The organism is Cyanobium sp. ULC065 (assembly GCF_977927515.1).
This window is the reverse complement of sequence record NZ_OZ376393.1, coordinates 337,552-360,464: the sequence shown is the minus strand read 5'-3', so window position 1 is coordinate 360,464 and position 22,913 is coordinate 337,552. Positions and strand designations below refer to the sequence as shown.

At 68.1% G+C, this 22,913-nt stretch carries 24 protein-coding genes; 15 read left to right on the top strand and 9 right to left on the bottom strand.

Going from position 1 to position 22,913, the window contains the following annotated elements:
• The first annotated feature begins 134 nt into the window (after window positions 1-134).
• The 6 genes from ACXMDP_RS01655 to ACXMDP_RS01630 all read left to right on the top strand — a co-directional run bounded on the left by ACXMDP_RS01655 (window position 135) and on the right by ACXMDP_RS01630 (window position 3,929).
• Complete coding sequence (locus tag ACXMDP_RS01655) at window positions 135-1,301, top strand: hypothetical protein (protein WP_259728947.1); 1,167 nt, start codon at window positions 135-137, stop codon at window positions 1,299-1,301.
• Between the two features lie 2 nt (window positions 1,302-1,303).
• A complete protein-coding gene (locus ACXMDP_RS01650) occupies window positions 1,304-1,906 on the top strand; it encodes an OmpA family protein (RefSeq protein WP_259728948.1) in 603 nt (200 codons plus the stop codon).
• Between the two features lies 1 nt (window position 1,907).
• Entirely contained in the window at window positions 1,908-2,570 is a 663-nt protein-coding gene (locus tag ACXMDP_RS01645) for a hypothetical protein (RefSeq protein WP_259728949.1), read from the top strand.
• Between the two features lie 95 nt (window positions 2,571-2,665).
• On the top strand, window positions 2,666-3,190 hold the full coding sequence (locus ACXMDP_RS01640; RefSeq protein WP_259728950.1) for a hypothetical protein: 525 nt from the start codon (window positions 2,666-2,668) through the stop codon (window positions 3,188-3,190).
• Complete coding sequence (locus ACXMDP_RS01635) at window positions 3,187-3,450, top strand: MoaD/ThiS family protein (RefSeq protein WP_259728951.1); 264 nt, start codon at window positions 3,187-3,189, stop codon at window positions 3,448-3,450. The genes ACXMDP_RS01640 and ACXMDP_RS01635 overlap by 4 nt, the downstream gene beginning before the upstream one ends.
• A gap of 5 nt (window positions 3,451-3,455) precedes the next feature.
• Window positions 3,456-3,929: a molybdopterin synthase catalytic subunit gene (locus tag ACXMDP_RS01630; protein WP_259728952.1), complete on the top strand. Its 474-nt coding sequence runs from the start codon at window positions 3,456-3,458 to the stop codon at window positions 3,927-3,929.
• 9 nt (window positions 3,930-3,938) lie between these two features.
• On the opposite strand, the gene ACXMDP_RS01625 is transcribed toward ACXMDP_RS01630, so the two are convergent.
• From ACXMDP_RS01625 to ACXMDP_RS01615, 3 genes are read right to left on the bottom strand one after another with little or no spacing between them, the layout of a single operon-like run.
• Window positions 3,939-5,210 (bottom strand): molybdopterin molybdotransferase MoeA, encoded by a 1,272-nt coding sequence (locus ACXMDP_RS01625; RefSeq protein ID WP_259728953.1) that lies wholly within the window; start codon window positions 5,208-5,210, stop codon window positions 3,939-3,941.
• A gap of 13 nt (window positions 5,211-5,223) precedes the next feature.
• Window positions 5,224-5,727, bottom strand: a complete 504-nt coding sequence (gene moaC / locus ACXMDP_RS01620; protein WP_259728954.1) for a cyclic pyranopterin monophosphate synthase MoaC — start codon at window positions 5,725-5,727, stop codon at window positions 5,224-5,226.
• Between the two features lie 27 nt (window positions 5,728-5,754).
• Window positions 5,755-6,303 (bottom strand): DM13 domain-containing protein, encoded by a 549-nt coding sequence (locus ACXMDP_RS01615; RefSeq protein ID WP_259728955.1) that lies wholly within the window; start codon window positions 6,301-6,303, stop codon window positions 5,755-5,757.
• 30 nt (window positions 6,304-6,333) lie between these two features.
• Here ACXMDP_RS01615 and ACXMDP_RS01610 point away from each other — a divergent pair, with 30 nt between their 5' ends.
• The 8 genes from ACXMDP_RS01610 (at window position 6,334) to ACXMDP_RS01575 (ending at window position 16,323) form a co-directional block, all read left to right on the top strand.
• Window positions 6,334-6,930: a sigma-70 family RNA polymerase sigma factor gene (locus tag ACXMDP_RS01610; RefSeq protein ID WP_255141487.1), complete on the top strand. Its 597-nt coding sequence runs from the start codon at window positions 6,334-6,336 to the stop codon at window positions 6,928-6,930.
• Window positions 6,927-7,646, top strand: coding sequence for an anti-sigma factor domain-containing protein (locus ACXMDP_RS01605; protein WP_259728956.1), 720 nt, complete (start codon window positions 6,927-6,929; stop codon window positions 7,644-7,646). Before ACXMDP_RS01610 ends, ACXMDP_RS01605 begins: the two co-directional genes overlap by 4 nt.
• 13 nt (window positions 7,647-7,659) lie before the next feature.
• Complete coding sequence (gene arsS, locus ACXMDP_RS01600) at window positions 7,660-8,658, top strand: arsenosugar biosynthesis radical SAM (seleno)protein ArsS (RefSeq protein WP_259728957.1); 999 nt, start codon at window positions 7,660-7,662, stop codon at window positions 8,656-8,658.
• The gene (locus ACXMDP_RS01595) at window positions 8,655-10,925 is read left to right on the top strand and encodes an FAD-dependent oxidoreductase (protein ID WP_259728958.1); all 2,271 of its coding nucleotides are present in this window, start codon (window positions 8,655-8,657) and stop codon (window positions 10,923-10,925) included. The genes arsS and ACXMDP_RS01595 overlap by 4 nt, the downstream gene beginning before the upstream one ends.
• A gap of 43 nt (window positions 10,926-10,968) precedes the next feature.
• Window positions 10,969-12,216 carry an MFS transporter gene (locus ACXMDP_RS01590; protein ID WP_255100421.1) on the top strand — a complete coding sequence of 416 codons (1,248 nt, stop codon included), beginning with the start codon at window positions 10,969-10,971 and terminating at the stop codon, window positions 12,214-12,216.
• Window positions 12,217-12,268: 52 nt separating this feature from the next.
• Window positions 12,269-14,413 carry a polyphosphate kinase 1 gene (gene ppk1, locus ACXMDP_RS01585; RefSeq protein ID WP_259728959.1) on the top strand — a complete coding sequence of 715 codons (2,145 nt, stop codon included), beginning with the start codon at window positions 12,269-12,271 and terminating at the stop codon, window positions 14,411-14,413.
• Between the two features lie 219 nt (window positions 14,414-14,632).
• On the top strand, window positions 14,633-15,610 hold the full coding sequence (locus ACXMDP_RS01580) for an RpoD/SigA family RNA polymerase sigma factor (protein ID WP_094511236.1): 978 nt from the start codon (window positions 14,633-14,635) through the stop codon (window positions 15,608-15,610).
• Between the two features lie 5 nt (window positions 15,611-15,615).
• The gene (locus ACXMDP_RS01575) at window positions 15,616-16,323 is read left to right on the top strand and encodes a diacylglycerol/polyprenol kinase family protein (RefSeq protein WP_399232641.1); all 708 of its coding nucleotides are present in this window, start codon (window positions 15,616-15,618) and stop codon (window positions 16,321-16,323) included.
• Here ACXMDP_RS01575 and ACXMDP_RS01570 read toward each other — a convergent pair.
• Both ACXMDP_RS01570 and ACXMDP_RS01565 read right to left on the bottom strand, forming a co-directional pair.
• On the bottom strand, window positions 16,314-16,628 hold the full coding sequence (locus ACXMDP_RS01570; RefSeq protein ID WP_311134101.1) for a hypothetical protein: 315 nt from the start codon (window positions 16,626-16,628) through the stop codon (window positions 16,314-16,316). The genes ACXMDP_RS01575 and ACXMDP_RS01570 overlap by 10 nt on opposite strands.
• Window positions 16,629-16,787: 159 nt before the next feature.
• Window positions 16,788-17,876 carry a 3-deoxy-7-phosphoheptulonate synthase gene (locus ACXMDP_RS01565; RefSeq protein ID WP_259728961.1) on the bottom strand — a complete coding sequence of 363 codons (1,089 nt, stop codon included), beginning with the start codon at window positions 17,874-17,876 and terminating at the stop codon, window positions 16,788-16,790.
• A gap of 154 nt (window positions 17,877-18,030) precedes the next feature.
• Between ACXMDP_RS01565 and acnB the strand changes: the two genes are divergently transcribed.
• The gene (gene acnB, locus ACXMDP_RS01560; RefSeq protein ID WP_259728962.1) at window positions 18,031-20,661 is read left to right on the top strand and encodes a bifunctional aconitate hydratase 2/2-methylisocitrate dehydratase; all 2,631 of its coding nucleotides are present in this window, start codon (window positions 18,031-18,033) and stop codon (window positions 20,659-20,661) included.
• 25 nt (window positions 20,662-20,686) lie between these two features.
• On the opposite strand, the gene ACXMDP_RS01555 is transcribed toward acnB, so the two are convergent.
• From ACXMDP_RS01555 to ACXMDP_RS01540, 4 genes are all read right to left on the bottom strand, one after another.
• Window positions 20,687-21,007 (bottom strand): NIPSNAP family protein, encoded by a 321-nt coding sequence (locus ACXMDP_RS01555; protein ID WP_259728963.1) that lies wholly within the window; start codon window positions 21,005-21,007, stop codon window positions 20,687-20,689.
• A 210-nt stretch (window positions 21,008-21,217) separates the two neighbouring features.
• Complete coding sequence (locus tag ACXMDP_RS01550) at window positions 21,218-21,499, bottom strand: hypothetical protein (protein WP_259728964.1); 282 nt, start codon at window positions 21,497-21,499, stop codon at window positions 21,218-21,220.
• Window positions 21,500-21,741: 242 nt separating this feature from the next.
• Window positions 21,742-22,584 carry an ABC transporter six-transmembrane domain-containing protein gene (locus ACXMDP_RS01545; protein WP_259728965.1) on the bottom strand — a complete coding sequence of 281 codons (843 nt, stop codon included), beginning with the start codon at window positions 22,582-22,584 and terminating at the stop codon, window positions 21,742-21,744.
• A gap of 40 nt (window positions 22,585-22,624) precedes the next feature.
• Window positions 22,625-22,912: a hypothetical protein gene (locus ACXMDP_RS01540; protein WP_259728966.1), complete on the bottom strand. Its 288-nt coding sequence runs from the start codon at window positions 22,910-22,912 to the stop codon at window positions 22,625-22,627.
• Window position 22,913: the final 1 nt, after the last annotated feature.

Below are 22,913 nucleotides of genomic sequence, written 5' to 3'. Positions count from 1 at the left end.
GCATCCTCATCTCCCTGGGGCTGCTGGGCACCTTCGCGGGCCTCACGGCTGGCCTCAGTGAGATCAGCGGAGCACTCGAGAAGAACGCCAGCACGGCAGACACCATCTCGGCACTGTCCGCCATTGTGGCGCCGATGGGCACGGCATTCGAGACAAGTCTGCTGGGCTTGTTTCTCAGCCTCGTGGTTCTGATCTGGACCCAGGTGACCGGCACCAGGAGCTGCCTGGAGCGCTGCGAAGCCCTTTTGAGCAGCTGGCTGGAAACGGTGCTCCCCCTGGAACTCGGCAACCAGGTGATCACCCCCCTACGCCAATCCATTCAAGATCTGAATGCTTCCACCCATAACCTGCCCTCAGCCATTTCCACCGCTGTGCAAACGGCCATGGGCGAGGCCTTCGCCGCCAAGCTCAACCAGATCTTTGATGTGAATGCAACCCTCGCGGCTGAAGCGCAGATCGCGGTGCGTCAACTCGGCACGGTGGCCAATGCCTTCAATGAAAGCGGACAAGACTTCGTTCAGGCTGCCCATGCCTTCCGCGACAGTGACTTCGCCACAACCCTGCAACACGCCGTGCAGAGCCTGCGCGACTCCAGTGAGCAGCTCACGACAAGCAGCGATGGGCTGAGCGCCCGCTTGGTGGATGTGCGCGATGGCCTTTTAAGCACGCAGAATGAATGGCAACTGCTAGCCAAAATCGCCGAGCGGGAACTGGAAACCTGCCGCAGGGCCAGCCAGGAGATCCACAACGAAATCAAAACCCTGCAACAGGTCGGCACCAGCTTGGACGTGGGCACGCAAGCAACGAAAGAAGCTGCAAAACAACTGCGCGAAACCCGCCTGGAGGTGATGCGTGACCGCAAACTCGCCATCGAGATCGCCGAAGCTGTGCAGAGCCGGCTCACAATCGATGGATCCGTTGCTGAGAGTTGCCAGGTCTTCGCTTCCGCGCTGGAAACAGCCCTCACCAACTGGAACCGCAATGTTGAACGCCTTGATGGCCTCACCACAGCCTTCGTGACTTCGGTGCAGCAGGCCAAGATGGAAAGTGATGAGGTGCTGGCTGAGCGCAGTCAAATGGCTCGCCTGAAGATTGAACAGTTGGGCCAACAGCTACAGGGTGATTTGGCTAGCGCCATCCAACGCCAGCAGGCCGCACTGTCTCAGCTGGGTGAGCCAATGCTCTCTGCCAAGGCCATCTCCCAGGATCTGCTACAGCAGCTCTATCACTTGCAAACCCGCGTGGCCAGTATCAGCGCACTGGAGCCACATAACGACAACAGAGCTGAAGGGGGCCGCTGACCATGGCCCGTAAGGCTCGCCGCACCAGTGAAGATGACACGAACTACTGGACTGGCTATACCGATTTGCTCAGCAGCAGCCTTCTGATTCTGGTGCTCACCATTGCGATCTCGGCCCTTGCACGCTCGGATAACGAGAAGCCACCACTGGTGCGGCTCACGGAGCGCGAATCCTTTCGCTTCCCCACCGGCAGTTATGTGCTGAGCCCGGAGTTCATCAAGGCCTTGGACAGACGCGTACCTGAAATTCTTGAAACAATCCAGAAATACCGGATCGACAGTGTGGAAGTGATCGGACACACTGACGGCCAGCCCTCACCAGGTACCAGCAACCTTGATCTGCTGATGCCCAAGGCCAACCGCTCCGCCACCCTCAGCGGCTACAGGGCGGGATCCAATGCCGACCTCGGCCTACTGCGCGCCCTGGCAGTGGCCAATCACCTCAAAAGCCGGCTCGATCCAGAAGGCAAGATCGGGTTGACGATCCGTCCTTATTCCGCCGGCAGCCTGATCGCCAATGATGGCGCCTACGCCCCGGCCGACACAACCGATCGTGCCGATCGGCGCCGTATCGAGCTTCGCTTCACCCGGCAGCAGGAGGGTTGAGATGAGCACCCTTCCTTCACCGCTGGAGCGCCTTCTGCATCTTGAGCAACACGTCGAACAGCTTCTGTCACAGCAAGCACAGCCGCCACTGCCGCGGGATCACGAAGGCCAGCCGTTGCCCTCCCGCCATCTCTGGCCTGTCGACGAACTCCTGCTGACCCGGCTGCTGCGCCGCTCGCCCCAGGCCATTGGCGCGTATCAAGCACCTGCCGAGCTCACCCGCACCGATCCACACGGATTGCTCCTCACCACCGCCGAAACCGGATCGACCTTCCAGCTCTGTGAACTGATAAGTGGGGATGCCGTGGTCTGGGTCTGCACAGATCCCCCCTCCTGGGTGTGGGGGAGTGAAACGTTCCAGCAGCTGTTCCGCACGCCGCGGGGCACCGACAGCAATGAAGATCTGGTGCTGCAGTCGTTGCCTGTCTTCAAGCCTGTGGTGAGAGGAAGGAAGTGGACCCTCATCCGGCCAGGTGAAATGGTGCCCCGCGATCGCCCTTTTCCCGAGCAGGAGGAGCAACTGATGCTGCTGCGTCGGATTGAAACGCTGGAGCGTGAACTCAGCCGCCAGAGAATCCAGCAGAACGCCGAAATCGGTGAACTACGCACCCAGCTGCGTCTGCAGCAGAATCTGCTCGAACGGGTGCTTCGCATCTCCGGCTGATCCACGCGGCTCGATCCGGCGCGCCGCCACAACGGCATCAACACACCACCGGGAGCGGCAGGATGGCCGTCCTGCCTTGTGAGTTCAGCGCAACGATGACCTCCGGCGCCAGCACTCCCCCCAACTGGGTCGATGACCGCACGGCGCTGGGGCGGCTGATTGCTGCGGTGCTGGCGGTGGAACCGCTGCGGCAGCTGCTGTTTCTGCAGGCGCGGCGCATGATGATCCGCACCGCCGAAACCCGGGGCATCCCCTGGCGGCAGCGCCGGGAGGAGTTGCGCCGCCAGGCGGAGCCGCTGCAGGAGGCCTGCACCAACCCGGCCACGCAGATTCCCGCCTACTACCGCGCCCTTTTCCACGCCTACCAGGAGGGCAACCTCTGCTGGCTCGCCGACTGGCTGGAGCGGCACGGGCATGGCGACGTGCGGGTGAGCGGGCTCGCCGAGGCCATCCGCTCCATGCCGCCGCCGCTGGCGACCCTGCTCAAGAGCACCGAGCCCTACCTGGAGGACTGCTTCCGCCTCGACCTGCCGCCGGCACTCAGCGAGGCCGGTTTCGTGGGGCTGCGTCGCGTTGCCTCCGACCATCGCCACCGGGTGCTGGTGACCACACGGCCGTGACCGCCAGCGTGAACTCCACCGTGATCACCGTGCGGCTGTTCGCCGCGCTCCGGGAGCAGGCCGGCTGGGCGGAGCGCCGTGTGGAGCTGCCCGCCGGCGCTCCGGCCCCCACCCCGGCGAGTCTGTGGCAGCAGCTGGGGCTGGGAGAGACGCTGCCGGCCCAGGTGCGGGTGGCCGTGAACCAGGTGTTCGCCGGGGTTCACCAGCCGCTCGCGCCCGGCGCCGAGGTGGCCTTCCTGCCACCGATCAGTGGGGGCTGAAGCCGGTGGCTGATCCGCTCCCCGACACCGGCGCCCTGCAGCTGCAGCTGCACCCGGAACCCTTCGATCCACTCGTCACGCTCGCCGCCTGGCAGCAGAGCCTGGCGGCCGGCGGCGCCGAGCCCGCTGCTGCCGAAGCCCATTTCATCGGCCGGGTGCGGGGCATCACGGCGGCAGGGGCGCCGCTGGAGGCCCTGGAGCTGGAGCACTACCCCGGCATGACGGAAGCGCAGATCGCCCGCCTCGCCGCCGACTGCGCCCAGCGCCATGGCCTGCGGGCGGTGCGTGTGGATCACCGCGTGGGGCGGGTGCTGCCAGGGGACACGATCGTGCTGGTGGCAGTGAGCGCCGACCGCCGCGGCCCGGCCCAGCGCGGCGGCCAGGAGCTGCTCGAAGCGCTCAAGCACGAGGCCCCCTTCTGGAAGCGGGAGTGGAGCGGCGGCGTGGGCACCTGGGTGTCCGGCAACACGGCCTACTGAGATAGGCGCTCAGAAGATCGGCAGGCGCAGCAGCTGGGCCCAAAGCACGCTGCCGGCCGCCAGCGTGCCCAGCTCGGCCGGGATCTCCAGCAGCAGGTCGGCGCCCTGGAGCGAACCGATGCGGGAGGAGGCCTGGCTGCCCTCCACCAGCGCCAGCAGCTCCCCCTCCGGGCCCACCTGCAGCCGGGCGCGGGCCAGCTCGGGGCGGCCGGCTCCACGCTTGAGCTCCGCGGCCAGCCGCACCTTCAGGCGCGGCAACGGCTGCACCGGCGCCCCCTCCAGCACCTGCAACGCCGGCACCAGCAGCTGCAGGGCGGTGATCGCCGCGGCCACCGGATTGCCGGGCAGCCCGAACAACGGCACGGTGCCGTCTGCGCCGAGCCGCTGCAGCTGCCCGAAGGCGAACGGGCGGCCGGGCTTGAGAAACAGCTTCCAGAAGCTCACCTGCCCCAGCTCCGCCAGCAGCGGCCGGATCCAGTCGCTGTCGCCCGCCGACACGCCCCCGGTGCTCACCACCACATCGCAGCTGGCGGCCAGCTCCAGCAGGACGGCGCGCAGGCGCTCGGGAGCATCGGCCACCACCCGCTGCTCGGCCACCTCCACCCCCAGGCGCGCCAGCAGTGCCGCCAGCAGGGTGCCGTTGCTCTCCCAGATCTGACCCGGCGCGCGCGGGCTGCCGGCCGGCACCAGCTCATCACCGCTGATCAGCAGCCCCAGCCGGGGCCGGCGCCGCAGCGCCAGGGTCGCCACACCGCAGCTGGCCAGCCGGCCCAGATCAGCGGGGCCCAGCCGCACCCCGGCGGCCAGCAGTTCCTGGCCGGGTGCGGCCTCTTCGGTGGCGGCGCGGATCCAGGGGTTGGGGCCCGCCTCTCGCACCAGGCTCAGGCGCTCGCCATCGGCCTCCACCAGCTCCTGGGGCAGCACCCGGCTGGCCCCCTCCGGCAGCGGCGCACCCGTGAGGATGCGGATCGCTTCCCCCTCCAGCAGCGGCGCGGCGTAGGGGGCGCCCGGCGCCGAGCGTCCCACCAGGCGCCAGGAGTGTCCCACCTGCGGGACACTGGCCGCGGCCAGGGCGTAGCCATCCATGATCGAGGCGCGGAAGCCCGGCACCGCTTCAGCCGCCAGCACCGGCACCGCACTCACCCGGCCCAGAGCCTGCGCCAGCGGCAGCGTCTCGCTGCCGGCCAGGGGCGTGAGCGCGGCCAGCACCTGGCGGCGGGCCTCCTCCAACGGCAGGCCTTCGCGGGGGTAGGGCTCAAGCGGGGCCGCGCTGCTGCTCATCGGGGGTGACGGCTCAGGAGGGCACGGCGTCGGGATGGCACCAGGCGCCGTGGCGTCCCCCCGTCTTGCTCAACAGCCGCACCGGGCCTATGGTCATGGCCGGATCAGCGGATTTGACCATGTCGTAAAGGGTGAGCAGGCCCACCTGCACGGCAGTGAGCGCCTCCATCTCCACGCCGGTGGGGCCGGTGGTGCGGGCGGCGGCCTCGACGCGCAGGCCGCGGCCATCGGCGCTGGGCTCGATGCGCACCTCCAGGCCGGTGAGTGCGATCGGGTGGCAGAGCGGGATCAGCTCCCAGGTGCGCTTGGCGCCCTGGATCGCCGCCACCCGCGCCACCGCCAGCACATCCCCCTTGGCGGCGCGACCTTCGAGCACCAGCGCCAGCACCGCCGGATCCATGGCGATGAAGCCCTCGGCCACGGCGCGGCGATCGCTGGCGGGACGGTCGCCCACCTCCACCATGTGCACCTCACCGCTGGCGTTGAGGTGGCTGAGCTGGGTCGGGGCCGCATCCATGGCGCCGATCATGGCGCCTCCGGGCGCCTATTTCGCGGGCTGGATCGGTGCCCAGGCCATGGTGGCGTTGAACTGGCGGCACCAGATCAGCACCGACTTCTGCTTGCTCAGATCGATCGAGGCGGGGATCACGTAGGTCTGGCCGCCCTTGCTGGCCTTGAGCGGCGCCAGCACCGTGTAGCTGCCGGGCTTGAGCGGGTAGGCAGGCGGCTTGCTGCCGGCCAGGGGGGTGGCCGAAGGGCTGAAGGCCACCTTGAGGTCGGGGGCCATGTCGTTGGTCTTGAAGTCCCTGCTGAGCATCAGCAGCCGCTTGCCACCCTCGTTCTTGATCACGAAGCCGCCGCTCACCGGTGCTTCGGCCTTGATGAAGGTGCCCCGTTGCTGCTGGGGCTCCATGGCCTGCGCCGCCAGCATGGTGGAGCCGCTGAGCACCAGCGCCGCGGCAGCGCGGCTGACGCTGGAAAGGGAAAACGTGATCACGGAACGTTCGAGGCCAAAGGGTGCGGAGGGGATACCGGTGACCGGCAGCGGCGGTTTGCCGGCCGCCGCTGGCCAACGCCGCTGGCCCCGCCCCATCCGATCCGGGAAGTCAGCGGTATCCCCACCATGCCGTTCCGATCCACCCTCACCGTGCCCGTGAGCCGCTCCGAAGCGGAGGCCGCCGCCACACCACCCCTGCCTGCCGGCAGCGGGCAGCACCAGGATCTGGCCGCCCTTTACGACAGCTGCGGCGCGCCGGTCTACCGGCTGGCGCTGCGCCTGTGCCGCTCCCCGCAGGAAGCCGAAGACCTCTGCCACGACGTGTTCGTGCGCTACTGGCAGCAGGGCCGCTATGACCCGAAGCGGGGCCCGGTGCTGGCCTACTTGCTGCTGATGACCCGTTCGATGGCGTTCAACCGCATCCAGCAGCGCCAGAACCGCTGGCAACTGGTGCAACGCTGGTCGTCCCAGCTGTTCCCGGCCGCCGTGCGCAACCCGCAGGACTGCGCCGAAGCCGACGACCTGGCCGGGCGGGTGCGCTCCGCCCTGGAGACGATCCCCGCCAACCAGCGCCAGGTACTGGAGATGGCCTATTACGAGGGCCTGAGCCAGTCGGCGATCGCCGAACGGCTGCAGTTGCCGCTCGGCACCGTGAAAACCCGCGCCCGGCAGGGGCTGATCCGCCTGCGGACGCTGCTGATCGATTTCCACCCCCAGCCATGAGCAGCGACCACCCGCTCAGCCACCACGACGCTGCAGGCGAACCACTCGACGTGGAGGCCCTGCTGGCCGGCCACGCGCTCGGCGACCTCGACGAAGCGGAGCGCGTCCAGCTGGCCAAACTCCTGCGCCAGCAACCTGCCCTGCGCCAGCGGCTCGATGAATTCAGCACCACCCTGGAGCTGCTGCCCCTGGCCCTGCCCGCCACCAGCACGCCGCCAGCTGCCCTGCGGCAGCGGCTGCTGGCGCGCCCGGCCACGCCACGTCTGCCCGGCCTGATCGCCGCCGCGCTCGGCCTCGGTCTGCTGGCGGTGGGCGTGCAGCTGCACCGCACCCAGACCCAACTGGCCCAGCTGCAGCAGCAACTAGCCAATGGTGCGCCGCTCAGCGCGGTCAGCCGGCAGATGCCGCTGCGGGCCATGGCGGGCGCGGGGGCCGCCAGCGGCACGGTGATCGTCACCGGCAACCCCAGCCACAACATGCTGCTGGTGGACGGGTTGCCGCCGCCGCCGCCTGATCACACCTACCGGCTGTGGGCCAAGGTGAACGGCCGCCTGGTGGGCTGTGTGCCCTTCGTGCCCGACGCCAGGGGCCATGTGGCGATGCCCATTCCCACCTCCCCCACCAGCCAGGCCAGCAGCGTGTCGGTCAGCGTCGAGCCGCTCGGTGGCCACGGCGCCAGGCCCGCAGGCCGTCAGGTGCTCGGCGACACGATCTGACCCCAGCCGCGCGATGTCCGCCCCGTCCCCCAGCCCCATCCAGCCCGCCCTGGCCGCCACCGCCTTCCCGGCGCTGCACCGCCAGGGGCTCGACACCCTGCAGGTGAACCTCACCTACCGCTGCAACCAGGCCTGCGTGCACTGCCATGTGAACGCCGGGCCCAGCCGCACCGAAAGCATGACGGTGGACACCCTGGCGCTGATCCCGCCGGTGCTGGCGGCCCGCGCCGTGCGTTGCCTCGATCTCACCGGCGGCGCACCGGAGCTGCACCCCCAGTTCCGGGACCTGGTGCGCCGCGCCCTTGCCCTGGGGGTGGAGGTGATCGACCGCTGCAACCTGACGATCCTGCAGGAGCCGGGCCAGGAGGATCTGGCCGCCTTTCTGGCCGCAGAGGGGGTCACGGTGGTGGCTTCGCTGCCTTGCTACCTGCAGGACAACGTGGAGCGCCAGCGGGGCTCCGGCGTGTTCCGGCGCAGCATCGACGGCCTGCGCCAGCTCAATGCCCTCGGCTACGGCCAGCCGGGCACGGGCCTGGAGCTGAACCTGGTGTTCAACCCTCAGGGACCGGTGCTGCCGCCGGAGCAGGAGCCGCTGGAGGCCGACTACCGGCGCGTGCTGGCGGCCGACCACGGCGTGGTGTTCAACCGCCTCTATGCCCTGGCGAACATGCCGGTGCAGCGGTTCGCGGCGGTGCTGAGCGCCCAGGGGCAGCTGGAGGGCTACCTGGAGCTGCTGCGCCGCAGCCACCGCGACGCCAACCTGGAGCAAGTGATGTGCCGCCAGTTGATCAGCGTCGACTGGCAGGGCCACCTCTACGACTGTGATTTCAACCAGCAGCTGGGCCTGACGCTCGCGGGTGGTCCTGCCGCCGCGGCGGATCCTGCCGGTCGCCCCCACCTGCGTGATCTGCTGCGGCGTGACCCCAGCGGCGACCCGATCCAGGTGGCCGACCACTGCTTCGGCTGCACCGCCGGCAGCGGCTCCAGCTGCGGCGGGGCGCTGGCGGCTTGACGCGGACTGCCGGCCAGGGCGGTCCCGGCCGCAGCACCTCCGGGCGCTGGCTGCTGATGCTGGCGCTGGCAGGGCTGGTGGCGCTGTTCTTCCTGTTCGACCTGCCCCGGCTGCTCAGCCTCGACGCCCTGCGCGAGGCCCACGCCGGCCTGCTGGCCTGGCGTCAGCGGGCCCCCATCAGCAGCGCCGTCCTCTATGTCCTCGCCTATGTGCTGATCACCGGGCTCTCCCTGCCGGGGGCCGCCGTGCTGACCCTGGCCGGAGGGGCGGTGTTCGGGCTGGGGCTCGGCACCCTGCTGGTGTCGTTCGCCTCCAGCGCCGGCGCCACGATCGCCTTCCTGCTGGCCCGCACCCTGCTGCGCCAGCCGGTGCAGCAGCGTTTCGGCGCGCGGCTGGCGCCGATCGAGGCGGGCCTGCGCCGCGACGGGGTGCTCTACCTGCTCAGCCTGCGGCTGGTGCCCGTGGTTCCCTTTGTGCTGGTGAACCTGGTGATGGGGCTCACGCCGCTGCCCGTCCGCACCTTTTACCTCGCCAGCCAGATCGGCATGCTGGCCGGCACCCTCGTCTACGTGAATGCCGGCACCCAGCTGGCGCAGCTGCGCGGCCTCGAGGGAATCCTCACGCCGCCGCTGCTGCTGTCGCTGGTGCTGCTGGGGGCCTTCCCCTGGCTGGCGCGGCTGGGGCTGGCAGGCTGGGAGCGCTGGAGGCTCTACCGCCCCTGGAGGCGTCCGGCCCGTTTCGATCGCAACCTGATCGTGATCGGCGCCGGCGCGGCGGGGTTGGTCACGGCTTACATCGCCGCCGCCGTGAAGGCGAAGGTGACCCTGATCGAGGCCGATCGCATGGGCGGCGACTGCCTCAACACCGGCTGCGTACCCAGCAAGGCCCTGATCGCCACGGCCCGCCAGGCGGCACGCATGCGCCGGGCGGATCGTTACGGCCTCACCCCCCACAACCCCAGCGTGTCGCTGCCGCTGGTGCTGGAGCGGGTGTTCGCCAAGGTGGCGGCGGTGGCCCCCCACGACAGCGCCGAACGCTACGAAGGGCTGGGGGTGGAGGTGCTGCGCGGCCATGGCCGCCTGATCGACCCCTGGACCGTGGCGATCCACCGGGCCGACGGCAGCGAGGAGCAACGGCTCACGGCGCCCGCGATCGTGCTGGCCACCGGCGCCCGCCCGGTGCTGCCGGATCTGCCGGGCGCCGACGCGGTGGGTCTGCTCACCAGCGAAACCCTCTGGCAGGCCCTGCGCGACTGTCCAGTGGCGTCGCCGCGCCTCGTGGTGATGGGGGGCGGACCGGTGGGTTGTGAACTGGCTCAGGCTCTGGCCCGCCTGGGCGCCCGGGTCACCCTGCTGCAGCGGGGCCCGCAGCTGCTCAGCCGCGAAGACCCCGACGCCGCCGCGCTGGTGCTCCAGGCCCTGGAAGCCGACGGGGTGGAGGTGCTCACCGGCTGCACGGTGCGGGGCTTCGAGCGGAGGCCGGCGGCGGCGGCACCGACGGCCCCAGGCTGCCCACAGGGACCTGACGGCGGGCAGCCTGACGGCGAACACAAGGTGGTGCTGATCAGCACCGGCCCTGCCGGGGCGCCCGTGCACAGCGAACGGCTGTGCGATGAGGTGCTTTGCGCTATCGGCCGGCAGGCGCGGCTGAGCGGCTACGGCTTGGAGGAGCTGGGCATTCCCACTGGCCGCACGATCGACACCAACGGCGCACTGCAGACCCTCTTCCCCAACATCTACGCCGCCGGCGATGTGGCCGGCCCCTGGCAGTTCACCCACACCGCCGCCCACCAGGCCTGGTACGCCAGTGTCAACGCCCTGTTCGCCCCGTTCCGCCGCTTTCAGGTCGATGGGAGGGTGATACCGCGCACCACCTTCACCGATCCGGAAGTGGCCGGGGTGGGGCTGAATGAAGCGGAGGCCGCCCGGCAGGGGGTGGCGGTGGAGATCACCCGCTTTCCGCTGCAGGAGCTGGATCGGGCGATCGTGGAAAGCGCCGAAACCGGCTTCGTGAAGGTGCTCACCCCGCCCGGCAGCGACAGGATCCTGGGGGTGACGATCGTGGCGGAGCAGGCCGGCGAACTGCTGGCGGAATTCGTGCTGGCGATGCGCTGGCGGCTCGGGCTCGGCCGCATCCTCTCCACCATCCACGCCTACCCCACCTTCTCGGAAGCCAGCAAGTACGCCGCCGGAGCCTGGAAACGGGCCCACGCCCCCCAGCGCACCCTGGCGCTGCTGCAACGCTTCCACAGCTGGCGCCGCGGCTAAGGGCTCCCATGGGAAGGTATGGGCACTGCCGCGCGTTGATGCCATGGGTTGGCCGCGCCCTTCCACCCGCTTCTGCGTCTTTCTCACCCTGCTGAACGACAGGCTGGGCGAAAGCATCGTGTTTCCGCTGCTGCCCTTTCTGCTGGCCAGCTTCACCAGCGATGGCCGCACGCTGGGGCTGCTGGCGGGCAGTTACGCCCTGGCCCAGTTCCTGTTCACGCCTCTGATCGGCGCCCTCAGCGACCGCTTCGGGCGGCGGCCCGTGATCGCCGGCTGTGTGGCCGGCTCGGTGCTCGGCCTGGGCGGCTTTGCGCTCACGCTGGCGGTGCCCTGGCCGGCGGGCAGTGCCTGGCCGCTGCCGCTGCTGTTCGTGGCGCGGCTGATCGATGGCGTGAGCGGCGGCACGGCCGCCACCGCCGGTGCCGTGCTGGCCGATATCAGCCCACCGGAGAAGCGGGCCAAGGCGTTCGGCCTGATCGGCGTGGCCTTCGGCGTGGGCTTCATGCTCGGCCCTGCCCTGGGGGGGCTGCTGGCGGAGATCAGCCTCACCCTGCCGTTGCTGGTGGCCGTGGCCGTGGCGGCGGTGAACCTGGTGCTGGTGCTCACCGCCCTGCCGGAAACCCATCCGCCGGAAGCACGCCAGGCGCTGCCGCGCAAGCGCGAACTCAACCCGCTCAGCCAGCTGGGCAAGGTGTTCAGCAACCCGCAGGTGCGGCGCCTGTGCCTGGCCTTCTTCCTGTTCTTCCTGGCGTTCAACGGCTTCACCGCCGTGCTGGTGCTCTATTTCAAGGAGATGTTCGGCTGGGGGCCGGGCCTGTCGGCCGCGGCCTTCCTGGTGGTGGGCGTGGTGGCCACGCTGGTGCAGGGGGGCCTGATCGGTCCGCTGGTGAAGCGGTTCGGCGAATGGCGGCTCACGATGGCGGGGCTGGGAATGGTGATCGCCGGCACGCTGCTGGTGCCGCTGGCCACCCCCGCCACCGCCCAGCCGCTGGTGTTCGTCGCGGTGGCGGTGCTGGCGGCGGGAACCGGTCTGGTCACCCCCAGCCTGCGCAGCCTGGTGTCGCGGCGGCTCGACAGCGGCGGCCAGGGCGCTGCCCTGGGCAGCCTGCAGGGCCTGCAGAGCCTGGGCAGCTTCATCGGCCCGCCGCTGGCGGGGGTGGCCTATGAACTGATCGGCGAAAAGAGCCCGTTCTGGTTGAGCATCGTGCTGCTGGCAGGCGTGGCGGTGCTGATCGCCTTTGGGTTACCCCAAGCCGGGGCGCAAAGGCAAGCAACCGCTGTACAGAAGTGATGCAGGTTGCTGGCTACCTTGGTGCCGGCACAGGTCCTGAGGGCAGTGGGTGATGCGTGAACCAGTGGTGGCCCCGGAGCTCTACATCAACCGGGAGCTGAGCTGGATCGCCTTCAACAGCCGGGTGCTGGCCCAGGCACTCGATCCCCGCACGCCGTTGCTCGAACAGGCGAAATTCAGCGCCATTTTCAGCAACAACCTCGATGAATTCTTCATGGTGAGGGTGGCCTCGCTGAAGTCGCAGCTGGAGGCGGGTGTGGACACCCTCAGCGACGACGGTCTCACCCCGAAGCAGCAGCTGCAGGCGATTCATGAGCGGCTGCGGCCGCTGCTGGAGCAGCAGCAGGCGCACTATCGCGGCCACATGAAGCGCAGCCTGGCGGAGCACGGCGTGCACCTGCTCGACTACCAGCGGCTCAACAAGGCCCAGAAACAGTGGGCCGACGACTACTTCAAGACGGCGATCTTTCCGGTGCTCACCCCGCTGGCTGTGGATCCGGCGCACCCGTTTCCGTTCATGAGCAACCTGAGCCTGAACGTGGCGGCGTTGATCCGCGATCCGGACACTGGCCAGCAGCAGTTCGCCCGGGTGAAGGTGCCGCAGAAGAACCTGCCGCGCTTCGTGGAAATCCCCACCGAGCTCAGCGGCCGCAACGCCAAGGACGTGGTGTATTGCGCCGTGCCGCTCGAGCAGGTGGTGGCCTTCAACCTGCAACTGCTGTTCCCCGGCATGACGATCGAGGGGCACTACTTCTTCCGCATCACCCGCGACGCTGACCTGGAACTCCGGGATCTGGAGGCGGACGATCTGATGGAGGCGCTGCAGGAAGGCTTGCGCAAGCGGCGGCGGGGCGGCGAGGTGGTGCGCCTGGAGGTGGCCGATGAGATGCCCGAGGAGGTGGTGGAGCAGCTGGTGGAAGCCACCGATGTGGAGCCGGAAGACCTCTACCGGATCAATGGCCCCCTGGGCCTCGACGACCTGATGAGCCTGCTGGCCATTCCCCTGCCCCAGCTCAAGGACAAACCGCACATCGGCCGCACCAACGCGGCCCTGGCACGCACCCAGAAGAGCCGCCTGGAAGATGGCTCACTCAAGGCCGAAGACTTCCAGAGCATCTTCGCGGTGCTGCGCCGCAACGACGTGCTGCTGCACCACCCCTACGACCTGTTCGCCACCTCGGTGGAGGAATTCATCAACCAGGCCGCCGATGACCCCTCGGTCATGGCGATCAAGATGACCCTCTACCGCACCTCCAAGAATTCACCGATCATTTCGGCGCTGATCCGGGCGGCCGAGAACGGCAAGCAGGTGATGGCGCTGGTGGAGCTGAAGGCTCGCTTCGACGAGGACAACAACATCCAGTGGGCCCGCCAGCTGGAGCGCTCCGGCGTGCATGTGGTGTACGGGGTGCTCGGCCTCAAGACCCACACCAAGATCATGCTGGTGGTGCGCAAGGAGAAGGAGCGGTTGCGCAGCTACGTGCACATCGGCACCGGCAACTACAACTCCAAAACCTCCAGCCTCTACACCGACATCGGCCTGCTCTCGGCGAACGAGGACCTGGGCAAAGATCTGGTGGAGTTGTTCAACTACCTCACCGGCTTCTCCAAGCAGCAGAGCTTCCGCCGCCTGCTGGTGGCGCCGGTCACGCTGCGCAAGGGCATGGAGGGGCTGATCCAGCGTGAGATCGACCATGCCCGCGCCGGCCTCGGCGGCTCGATCCGGGCAAAAATGAATTCGCTGGTGGATCCGCCGATCATCGCCCTGCTCTATGCGGCCTCCCAGGCCGGGGTCACTGTTGAGCTGGTGATCCGGGGCATGTGCAGCCTGCGGCCGGGCGTGCCCGGCGTGAGCGACAACATCAAGGTGGTGAGCGTGATCGGGCGCTTCCTGGAGCACTCCCGCCTGTTCCGCTTCGGCAATGGCGGCGAACCGGAAATGTATTTCGGCAGCGCCGACTGGATGCCCCGCAACCTGGATCGGCGGGTGGAAGCGGTGGCACCGATCAAGGATCCGGCCCAGCACCTAGTGCTAGATCGGCTGCTCGATACGTATCTCAATGACAATGTCGCCGCCTGGGACATGCAACCCGACGGCACCTTCATCCAACGGCAGGCGGAAGGGGAGGAGCATTGCGCCCAGCTGGATCTGATCAACGGCTGGCGCACTTCGCTGCAACCCGCAGCAAACGCCTGAGCCCGGATCAGGGTCTGCGCACAGCGGTGGCCGCTGCCCCTGGCGGGCGGCCGACACTCAACGTGGCGAAACGCAGGCCACCACAACAGCCACGCCGCACGCGAATAATTGAGAAACAAAGATGTGACGACTTATTTGTGGCGAAAGTAACCGATTCATTACCCTTTTATCGGTATGCCTCTGCTATGTTCCGGCCACAACTAGCAGGAGGCCGGGGTGATGGGGACACCTCCGCGATCCACATCTGCAGCTTCGGCTGCGGGCGGCGGCATCAAGCCACCGCCGCGGGTGGGTCAACAGCGGTCCAGTGGGCGTTTGAGCGTCGATTCGATCGGCTGGTATCTCAGCAACATCGGCCGTGTACCACTTCTTACGGCGGCTGAAGAGATTGAACTGGCGCATCACGTGCAGGGGATGAAACGCCTGCTCGAATTGCCTCCAGAGAGTCTCACCGTGCGGCAGCGGCACCAGATCCGCATGGGCACCCGTGCCCGCGACCGCATGATGGCCGCCAACCTGCGGCTGGTGGTGAGCGTCGCCAAGAAGTACCAGAACCAGGGCCTCGAGCTGCTCGATCTGGTGCAGGAAGGGGCGATCGGGCTGGAGCGCGCCGTCGACAAGTTCGATCCGGCCATGGGCTACAAGTTCTCCACCTACGCCTATTGGTGGATCCGCCAGGGCATGACCCGGGCGATCGACAACAGCGCCCGCACGATCCGGCTGCCGATCCACATCTCCGAGAAGCTCTCGAAGATGCGGCGCATCACCCGCGAGCTGTCGCACCGCTTCGGCCGCCAGCCCAACCGGCTGGAGCTGGCCCATGCCATGGGCATGGAGCCCCGCGAGCTGGAGGAGCTGATCGCCCAGAGCGCTCCCTGTGCCTCCCTCGACGCCCACGCCCGCGGCGAGGAAGACCGCAGCACCCTGGGTGAGCTGATCGCCGATCCGGCCAGCCACGAGCCCATGGACCACATGGACCGCAGCCTGCAGAAGGAGCACCTGGGCGCCTGGCTCTCCCAGCTCAATGAGCGGGAGCAGAAGATCCTCAAGCTGCGTTTCGGCCTGGAGGGCTCCGAGCCGCTCACGCTCGCCGAGATCGGCCGCGCGATCAATGTGTCGCGCGAACGGGTGCGCCAGCTGGAGGCCAAGGCGATCATGAAGCTGCGGCTGATGAGCAACTTCCAGCAGGCCGCCTGAGGCCCTTGGCGCTGCCGCTCTGGTGGGAGGGGCTGGGCGAGGAATGGCGGCAGGCCCTCGGGGTTGCCGCCGTTCTGTTGTGGCTGGCGCTGGTGGTGCTGCTGGCGTTGCAGACCCGGGCGCGCTGGCCGCAGCGGGCGGAGTGGAGCCGCAAGGTGCTGCACATCGGCACCGGCCCGGTGGTGCTGATCGCCTGGGGGCTGGGAATCGAGCGCTGGATCGCCCTGCCGGCGGCGGCGGCGGTCACCGTGGCGGCGGCGCTCAACCACCGCTTCCGCCTCTTGCCGGCGGTGGAGGACGTGGGCCGCGCCAGCTACGGCACCGTGGCCTACGGCGCCGCCATCACCACCTTGCTGGCCCTGTTCTGGCCGCAGCGCAGTGATGCGGTGGCGGCCGGGGTGCTGGTGATGGCCTGCGGCGATGGGTTGGCGGGCCTGCTGGGGGCGTCGATCGCGTCGCCGAGCTGGACGATCGCCGGCCAGCGCAAATCACTGCTGGGCACCAGCGCGATGGGGCTGGTGAGCCTGGCGGTGATGGCGGCCCTGCGGCTGGCCCTGCAGGCAGGCGGCGGGCTGGGCCCATCGCTACCGGCGCTGGTGGCGATCGCGGCGGCGGCGATGCTGCTGGAGCAGTTCGCCCTGCTGGGCATCGACAACCTGGCCGTGCCGGTGGCGGTGGGCCTGCTCTGGAGTTTGCTCGGCGCTCAGGCCTGAAGCATGCGCTCGCAGCGGTGGCGCCAGTCGTCGCGGGTGCCCAGGCCCGCCACGATCAGCCGGTCGCTGGGCTCTTCCCGCAGCCGCAGCTGCCACTGACGGATCACCTCGGCGCGCTCCATCCACACATTCAGCACGGTGCGCTGAATGCCTTCAGGGTCCCAGCCCCGCTGCTGCGAGGAGGCCAGAGCCCAACCGAGCAGGTCGTCGAGCTGAAAGGGGCGAAAGCCTGCGAAGACGGGGCCGCTGTGGTCGGCGGCGGAAGATGTCTGCTCCAGATAGAACATCTGCAGCGGCTCTGACAATCCGCAGAATTGCAATAGATAAGACATACCGCCTTCCCTGCAACGTGGTGAAGGCAAATTAGGGAGATTCACTCCAGCGACTGTTCCAGCTGAACAGTTCGTTGCAGAGCATCAATCTGGCACTCACGATTAGAGAGTGCCAGCTACACCATCAGGCGGTCAGACCGCTGCCAGCACCTCGCCGGTGGGCGCCTGGCGCTGAGCCTCCTTCACCGCTTCGGCCAGGCCGGCGAGCACCTCGCGGGTGGTGTCCAGGTCAATGCAGGCATCGGTGATGCTCTGGCCGTAGGTGAGCTGGGAGAGATCCGCCGGGATCTTCTGATTGCCCGCCACCAGGTGGCTTTCGATCATCACGCCCATCACCGGGCAGGAGGCCTGGCGCAGCTGCTCACCCACCTGAGTCAGCACCTGGCCCTGCAGGCGGTAGTCCTTGTTGGAGTTGCCGTGGCTGCAGTCCACCATCAGCCGCGCCGGCAAGCCGGCCTTGGCCAGCGAGGCCGCCGCCGCTGCCACCGCTTCCGGGTGGTAGTTGGTGCCGCCCTTGCCGCCGCGCAGCACCAGGTGGCCATCGGGGTTGCCGGTGGTGGACACGATCGCCGCATGGCCCTGGCGGCTGATGCCGAGGAAATGGTGCGGGCGGGCGGCCGCCTCCATGGCGTTGATCGCCGTCATGACGCTGCCGTCGGTGCCGTTCTTGAAGCCGATCGGCATCGACAGACCCGAAGCCATCTCGCGGTGCGTCTGGCTTTCGGTGGTGCGGGCGCCGATCGCCGTCCAGCTGATCAGATCGGCGATGTACTGGGGCACCACCGGATCGAGCAGCTCGGTGGCGGCAGGCAGGCCGAGCTCTGCCAGATGGAGCAGCAGGCCGCGCGCCAGGCGCAGGCCGGTGTTGATGTCGTAGCTGCTGTCGAGATGGGGATCGTTGATCAGCCCCTTCCAGCCCACGGTGGTGCGCGGCTTCTCGAAATACACCCGCATCACGATCTCCAGCTGATCGAGGTGCTCGGCCCGCACCCGGGCGATGGCAGCGGCGTACTCCTGGGCGGCTGTCACGTCGTGAACGGAGCAGGGCCCCACGATCACCAGCAGGCGCGAATCACGGCCGTGCAGGATTGCCTTGATGCGCTCGCGGGCGCCGGCCACCACAGCCGCCGCCGCTTCGCCGAGGGGCAGCTCCCGGTGCAGCACCGCCGGCGCCACCAGCGGCCGGGTCTCCACCACATGGAGGTCGGAGGTGGGGATCATGGCGGCAGGCGGAGGGGCGCTCGAAGACCCACCCTAGAAGCCGGCTGTCACGCCCCCTTACCGCCACCGTTCTGCAGCCGATGCCACCGTTGGCGGTCCGGCGGCCGCAAAGAATGGAAGCCTCCCGTACGTTCAAGGGATGACCCCTTCTCCTATGGCTTCGTCCCCCATCGCCGCCGCCGATCTGCTGGCCACCTACCGCTCTGCCGCTGCGGAGCGTGAGGCCCTCGGCGTGCCGCCGCTGCCGCTCTCGGCGCCTCAGGCCCAGGCCCTCACCGAGTTGCTGGAGCAGCCGCCCGCCGGCGAGGAGGCGTTCCTGCTGGATCTGCTGAGCGAACGGATCCCACCGGGGGTGGATGAGGCGGCCTACGTCAAGGCGGGCTGGCTGAGCGCCGTGGCCCAGGGGCTGGCCACCAGTCCGCTGGTGGATCCGATCGCGGCCACCCGGCTGCTGGCCACGATGATCGGCGGCTACAACGTGGGGGCGCTGATCACGCTGCTGAGCCACGCCGATGCGGCGATCGCCGCCGAGGCCGCCACGGGGCTGAGCGGCACCCTGCTCGTCTACGACGCCTTCAACGACGTGCTGGAGCTGGCGGAGACCAACCCGTGGGCCAAGCAGGTGGTGGAGAGCTGGGCCGAGGCCGCCTGGTTCACCAAGAAGGCGCCGCTGGCGGAGGCGATCACCGTGACGGTGTTCAAGGTGGAGGGGGAAACCAACACCGACGACCTCTCGCCGGCCACCCACGCCACCACCCGCCCCGACATTCCCCTGCATGCCCAGGCGATGCTGGAGACGCGCCAACCCGGCGGCCTCGAGCAGATCACTGCCCTCAAGGCAAAAGGCCATCCGGTGGCCTATGTGGGCGATGTGGTGGGCACCGGCAGCTCGCGCAAATCGGCGATCAACTCGGTGCTGTGGAACACCGGCACCGACATTCCCCATGTGCCCAACAAGCGCTCCGGCGGTGTGATCCTGGGCGGCAAGATCGCGCCGATCTTCTTCAACACGGCCGAGGATTCCGGCGCCCTGCCGATCGAATGCGATGTGGCGGCGCTGAACACCGGCGATGTGATCACAATCCGCCCCTACGAAGGCACGATCGAGCGCGCGGCGGGTGAAGCCGGCGCCGGCGAGATCGTGGCCCGCTTCGAGCTCAAGCCCAGCACGATCACCGATGAGGTGCGCGCCGGCGGCCGCATCCCGCTGCTGATCGGCCGCTCCCTGACCGACAAAGTGCGCGCCCGCCTGGGCCTGCCCGCTTCCGACCTGTTCATCCGTCCGGTGGCACCCACCGACACCGGCAAGGGCTTCACCCTGGCCCAGAAGATGGTGGGCCGGGCCTGCGGCCTGGCCGGAGTGCGGCCCGGCACCAGCTGCGAACCGCTGATGACCACCGTGGGCTCGCAGGACACCACCGGGCCGATGACCCGCGACGAGATGAAGGAACTGGCCTGCCTGGGCTTCTCCTCCGACCTGGTGCTGCAGAGCTTCTGCCACACCGCCGCCTACCCGAAGCCGGTGGATCTCAAGACCCACGCCGAACTGCCCGATTTCATCAGCTCCCGCGGCGGGGTGGCGCTGCGCCCCGGCGACGGCATCATCCACAGCTGGCTCAACCGCATGCTGCTTCCAGACACGGTGGGCACCGGCGGTGACAGCCACACCCGCTTCCCGCTCGGCATCTCCTTTCCGGCCGGCTCGGGCCTGGTGGCCTTCGCCGCCGCGATCGGCGCCATGCCGCTCGACATGCCCGAATCGGTGCTGGTGCGGTTCAGCGGTTCGCTGCAGCCGGGCGTGACCCTGCGCGATGTGGTGAACGTGATCCCGTGGGTGGCGATCCAGAAGGGCCTGCTCACGGTGGCGAAAGCGGGCAAGAAGAACGTGTTCTCCGGCCGCATCCTCGAAATCGAAGGGTTGCCGGATCTCAAGCTCGAGCAGGCGTTTGAGTTAACGGACGCCTCTGCCGAACGCTCCTGTGCCGGCTGCACGATCAAGCTCTCGGAAGAGACGGTGGCGGAATACCTGCGCAGCAATGTGGCGCTGCTCAAGAACATGATCGCCAGGGGCTACAGCGATGCCCGCACCATGGCCCGCCGCATCCAGGCGATGGAGGCGTGGCTGGCGGATCCGCAGCTGCTGAGCGCCGATGCCGACGCCGAATACACCGAAGTGATCGAGATCAACCTCGATGAACTCACCGAACCGGTGCTGGCCTGCCCGAACGATCCCGACAACGTCAAGCTGCTGAGCGAGGTGGCGGGCGACCGGATCGATGAGGTGTTCATCGGCTCCTGCATGACCAACATCGGCCACTACCGCGCCGCCGCCACGGTGCTGGATGGGGCCGGCACCAGCGCCGCCCGGCTGTGGGTGTGCCCCCCCACCCGCATGGACGATGAGGTGCTGCGCGCCGAGGGTTACACCGCCAAGTTCGAAACCGCCGGCGCCCGCATGGAGTTGCCGGGCTGCTCGCTGTGCATGGGCAACCAGGCGCGGGTGGAAGACAACACCACGGTGTTCTCCACCAGCACGCGCAACTTCAACAACCGCCTCGGCAACGGCGCCCAGGTGTATCTGGGCAGCGCCGAACTGGCGGCCGTGTGCGCGCTGCTGGGCCGCATTCCCACGCCAGCCGAATACCTGGAGATCGCGGCGGCCAAGATCGATCCCCTCTCCGACCAGCTCTACCGCTACCTCAACTTCGACCAGATCGACGGCTTCAGCGACGCCGGCCGCGTGGTGAGCGTGGAGGAGGAGGAGAAGGTGCTGGCGGGGGTCTGAGCGCTGGCAGGCTCGGGGCCTGCTCTCAGAGCGGCAGAAACTCTGTGAGCAGCTCCACCGAAAGCAGGCGCTCGGGGGAATCGGGCGTGGCCTCGAACAGCGCCCGCCATTCCGGGTTGCTGGCTTCGTAGGCGGCTCGGGCGCCGTAGGCGGCCATGTCGTCGTATTCGATGTGAAGGATCAGGCGCTCCGTGTCAGGCCCTGGCACGGAGCAGCGGAACAGCTTGAACGCCCGCGGCATCACAGGGCTGGTGAACCGGGGCGAACCGGCCTGCGCCAGCTTCTCGAGAAAGTCGCCGGTGCGGCCCGGCTTCACTTCGTAAATGAAGCGAGCGAGGACTGTCATTGCGGCCAATGTCGAGATGGTCCGCTGAGCTTAAGCCGCAGGAAGAACGCAGGCCGTTGAAACGTTTACCGAAAGGATTGGATCCCTTCAAGACTGGAGCGTGAGTGGCCAGGTGTAGGTGCACGGAGAATCAACCGATCAGTTCAAGCACGAGAGGTCACACGCTTGTAGCGGATCCGAATGATCAACGCCTCCCTTATCCATGAGGCGCTAGATGGAATTGCTGATGCGTATAGCAGCAACGATGAGGGGAGGAATGCCCAAAAAGAGTGTCGAAAGCCAAAGCCCTAACACTGACCCACGTTTTGCACTGCACGCCAACGCCGTACCCCCCACGCCAACCAACGCCAATGCGAAGAGCAGAAAGACAACGGCATAGGCTATCTCGCCATCTCGAGAACTTGCCATCAGCGCCCATTGCACCATGAAGGCCAATCCAACCGTATCGATCGCAAGAAAGAACCAGCCGAACGCTTTGAGAGTTTTCGCCATGCAACCTGCTCCGGGATACTCATGACTGATTCTTGCAAAAGCCGGTGCTGGCATGGCATGAATACCACGCAACCATCACACAGTCTGAGCCGCAAAGATGAAATGACGCAGCATCGACACCGATGACAGCGGACAACCGAACAACTTGCTGAACAGACACGCTCCACGTCCTGTCAGCAGCGCACGAAAGGGGGTGCCATCCCATCCTCATCACTTCAGCCCATGCCGGGAGCAATTGTTGCTCAGCGTGCCAGTCGCGCCCGTATGTCCTGGAGCCGGGCGATGTTGTTCACGATCAACGGAGCGCTGTCGAGGCCCTCGAGATAATCGAACACATAGGCGAGCACGGCATAGATGGCGCCGGCACTGAACACCTGCGATCGGGTGAAGTCGATCAGCAGCACCACCAGCGCCACGATCGTGGCGAGTTCCGTCACGGTCCAGGTCCACGACTCGCTGTCGGAGAGCTGCACATGCCAGCGCCGCACCCGGCCGAAGTGGCGACGCAGGCGCAGCGGGCGCGCCGCCTCGATGTCCGCGATCTCGCGCTCGATCTGGTCGTTGAGGCCGCGGTGCAAGCGCAGGGCGCGCCGCCAGTACCAGGCGTTGACGAGCCCCATCGGCAGCAGCACCGCCATCGCGATGAATCCCGCCTGGAGGTCGTAGGTGAACAGCATCACCAACGAGCCGACCACGGTCACCACCTGGGAGAACATGGCCGGCACGTCGGCCTCGAAGAAGCCGACCATGTCGCGCATCATCTCGACTCGCGCCGACACGATGCTCGTGCCGTGGCCCAGGTGCTTCTGCTCAGCGACGGTGAGCACGGCAAGGCGGGCGTAGAGGCCCATGAAGACCCGGGTATCGAAGCGCTGCCGCACGAAGGCCGTCACCAGGTGCACCAGCCACACGGCGATCAGCGCCGATAGTCCCCGGTAGCTGCCCTTCAGCAGCCCGTCCACCGCCCAGCCGGTGATGGCCGGATAGGCGAGCATGCAGAGGTTCTCCAGCAGCGTCAGGGTGTAGGTGCCGGCGATCGACAGCCGTTCACTGCGGGAGAGGGTGGAAAGGAGCGTCTGCGGCATCACCTGGCCCTGATGTCACCAGCCTGGCTGCTTGGGAGGCTCAGAGCCGCGACCAGCGCAGCAGGCTGATGCCCCCTAAGGCGATCGGCAGCAGTCCCGTCACCACCACGAACCAGGTGCCATCGTCTGGCGCGCCCATCAAAGCCGCCTTGGCCTGGAGCAGCACCAGCGCGCCACCCAAAACCGCCAACAGGCCAGCCACCACGATCCACCGCTGGCGCCTGCGGCCAGGGCGTGTCCGCGCAAAGGCCAGCAGCCCCAAGCCCAGGGGCAACGCGACCAGCACGTAGTGCACCACCAGAGGAATAAGGAAGGAGAAGAACGTCATC

What these genes read in the sequence shown, in the direction of transcription:
- ACXMDP_RS01540 (WP_259728966.1), bottom strand. Translation starts at nt 22,912, where the DNA reads ATGACGTTCTTCTCCTTCCTTATTCCTCTGGTGGTGCACTACGTGCTG.
- ACXMDP_RS01550 (WP_259728964.1), bottom strand. Translation starts at nt 21,499, where the DNA reads ATGGCGAAAACTCTCAAAGCGTTCGGCTGGTTCTTTCTTGCGATCGAT.
- ppk1 (WP_259728959.1), top strand. Translation starts at nt 12,269, where the DNA reads ATGCGTGAACCAGTGGTGGCCCCGGAGCTCTACATCAACCGGGAGCTG.
- ACXMDP_RS01590 (WP_255100421.1), top strand. Translation starts at nt 10,969, where the DNA reads ATGGGTTGGCCGCGCCCTTCCACCCGCTTCTGCGTCTTTCTCACCCTG.
- ACXMDP_RS01625 (WP_259728953.1), bottom strand. Translation starts at nt 5,210, where the DNA reads ATGAGCAGCAGCGCGGCCCCGCTTGAGCCCTACCCCCGCGAAGGCCTG.
- acnB (WP_259728962.1), top strand. Translation starts at nt 18,031, where the DNA reads ATGGCTTCGTCCCCCATCGCCGCCGCCGATCTGCTGGCCACCTACCGC.
- ACXMDP_RS01655 (WP_259728947.1), top strand. Translation starts at nt 135, where the DNA reads ATGGGCACGGCATTCGAGACAAGTCTGCTGGGCTTGTTTCTCAGCCTC.
- ACXMDP_RS01615 (WP_259728955.1), bottom strand. Translation starts at nt 6,303, where the DNA reads ATGGGGCGGGGCCAGCGGCGTTGGCCAGCGGCGGCCGGCAAACCGCCG.
- ACXMDP_RS01610 (WP_255141487.1), top strand. Translation starts at nt 6,334, where the DNA reads ATGCCGTTCCGATCCACCCTCACCGTGCCCGTGAGCCGCTCCGAAGCG.
- ACXMDP_RS01640 (WP_259728950.1), top strand. Translation starts at nt 2,666, where the DNA reads ATGACCTCCGGCGCCAGCACTCCCCCCAACTGGGTCGATGACCGCACG.
- ACXMDP_RS01545 (WP_259728965.1), bottom strand. Translation starts at nt 22,584, where the DNA reads ATGCCGCAGACGCTCCTTTCCACCCTCTCCCGCAGTGAACGGCTGTCG.
- ACXMDP_RS01645 (WP_259728949.1), top strand. Translation starts at nt 1,908, where the DNA reads ATGAGCACCCTTCCTTCACCGCTGGAGCGCCTTCTGCATCTTGAGCAA.
- ACXMDP_RS01555 (WP_259728963.1), bottom strand. Translation starts at nt 21,007, where the DNA reads ATGACAGTCCTCGCTCGCTTCATTTACGAAGTGAAGCCGGGCCGCACC.
- ACXMDP_RS01605 (WP_259728956.1), top strand. Translation starts at nt 6,927, where the DNA reads ATGAGCAGCGACCACCCGCTCAGCCACCACGACGCTGCAGGCGAACCA.
- ACXMDP_RS01650 (WP_259728948.1), top strand. Translation starts at nt 1,304, where the DNA reads ATGGCCCGTAAGGCTCGCCGCACCAGTGAAGATGACACGAACTACTGG.
- moaC (WP_259728954.1), bottom strand. Translation starts at nt 5,727, where the DNA reads ATGGATGCGGCCCCGACCCAGCTCAGCCACCTCAACGCCAGCGGTGAG.
- ACXMDP_RS01580 (WP_094511236.1), top strand. Translation starts at nt 14,633, where the DNA reads ATGGGGACACCTCCGCGATCCACATCTGCAGCTTCGGCTGCGGGCGGC.
- ACXMDP_RS01565 (WP_259728961.1), bottom strand. Translation starts at nt 17,876, where the DNA reads ATGATCCCCACCTCCGACCTCCATGTGGTGGAGACCCGGCCGCTGGTG.
- arsS (WP_259728957.1), top strand. Translation starts at nt 7,660, where the DNA reads ATGTCCGCCCCGTCCCCCAGCCCCATCCAGCCCGCCCTGGCCGCCACC.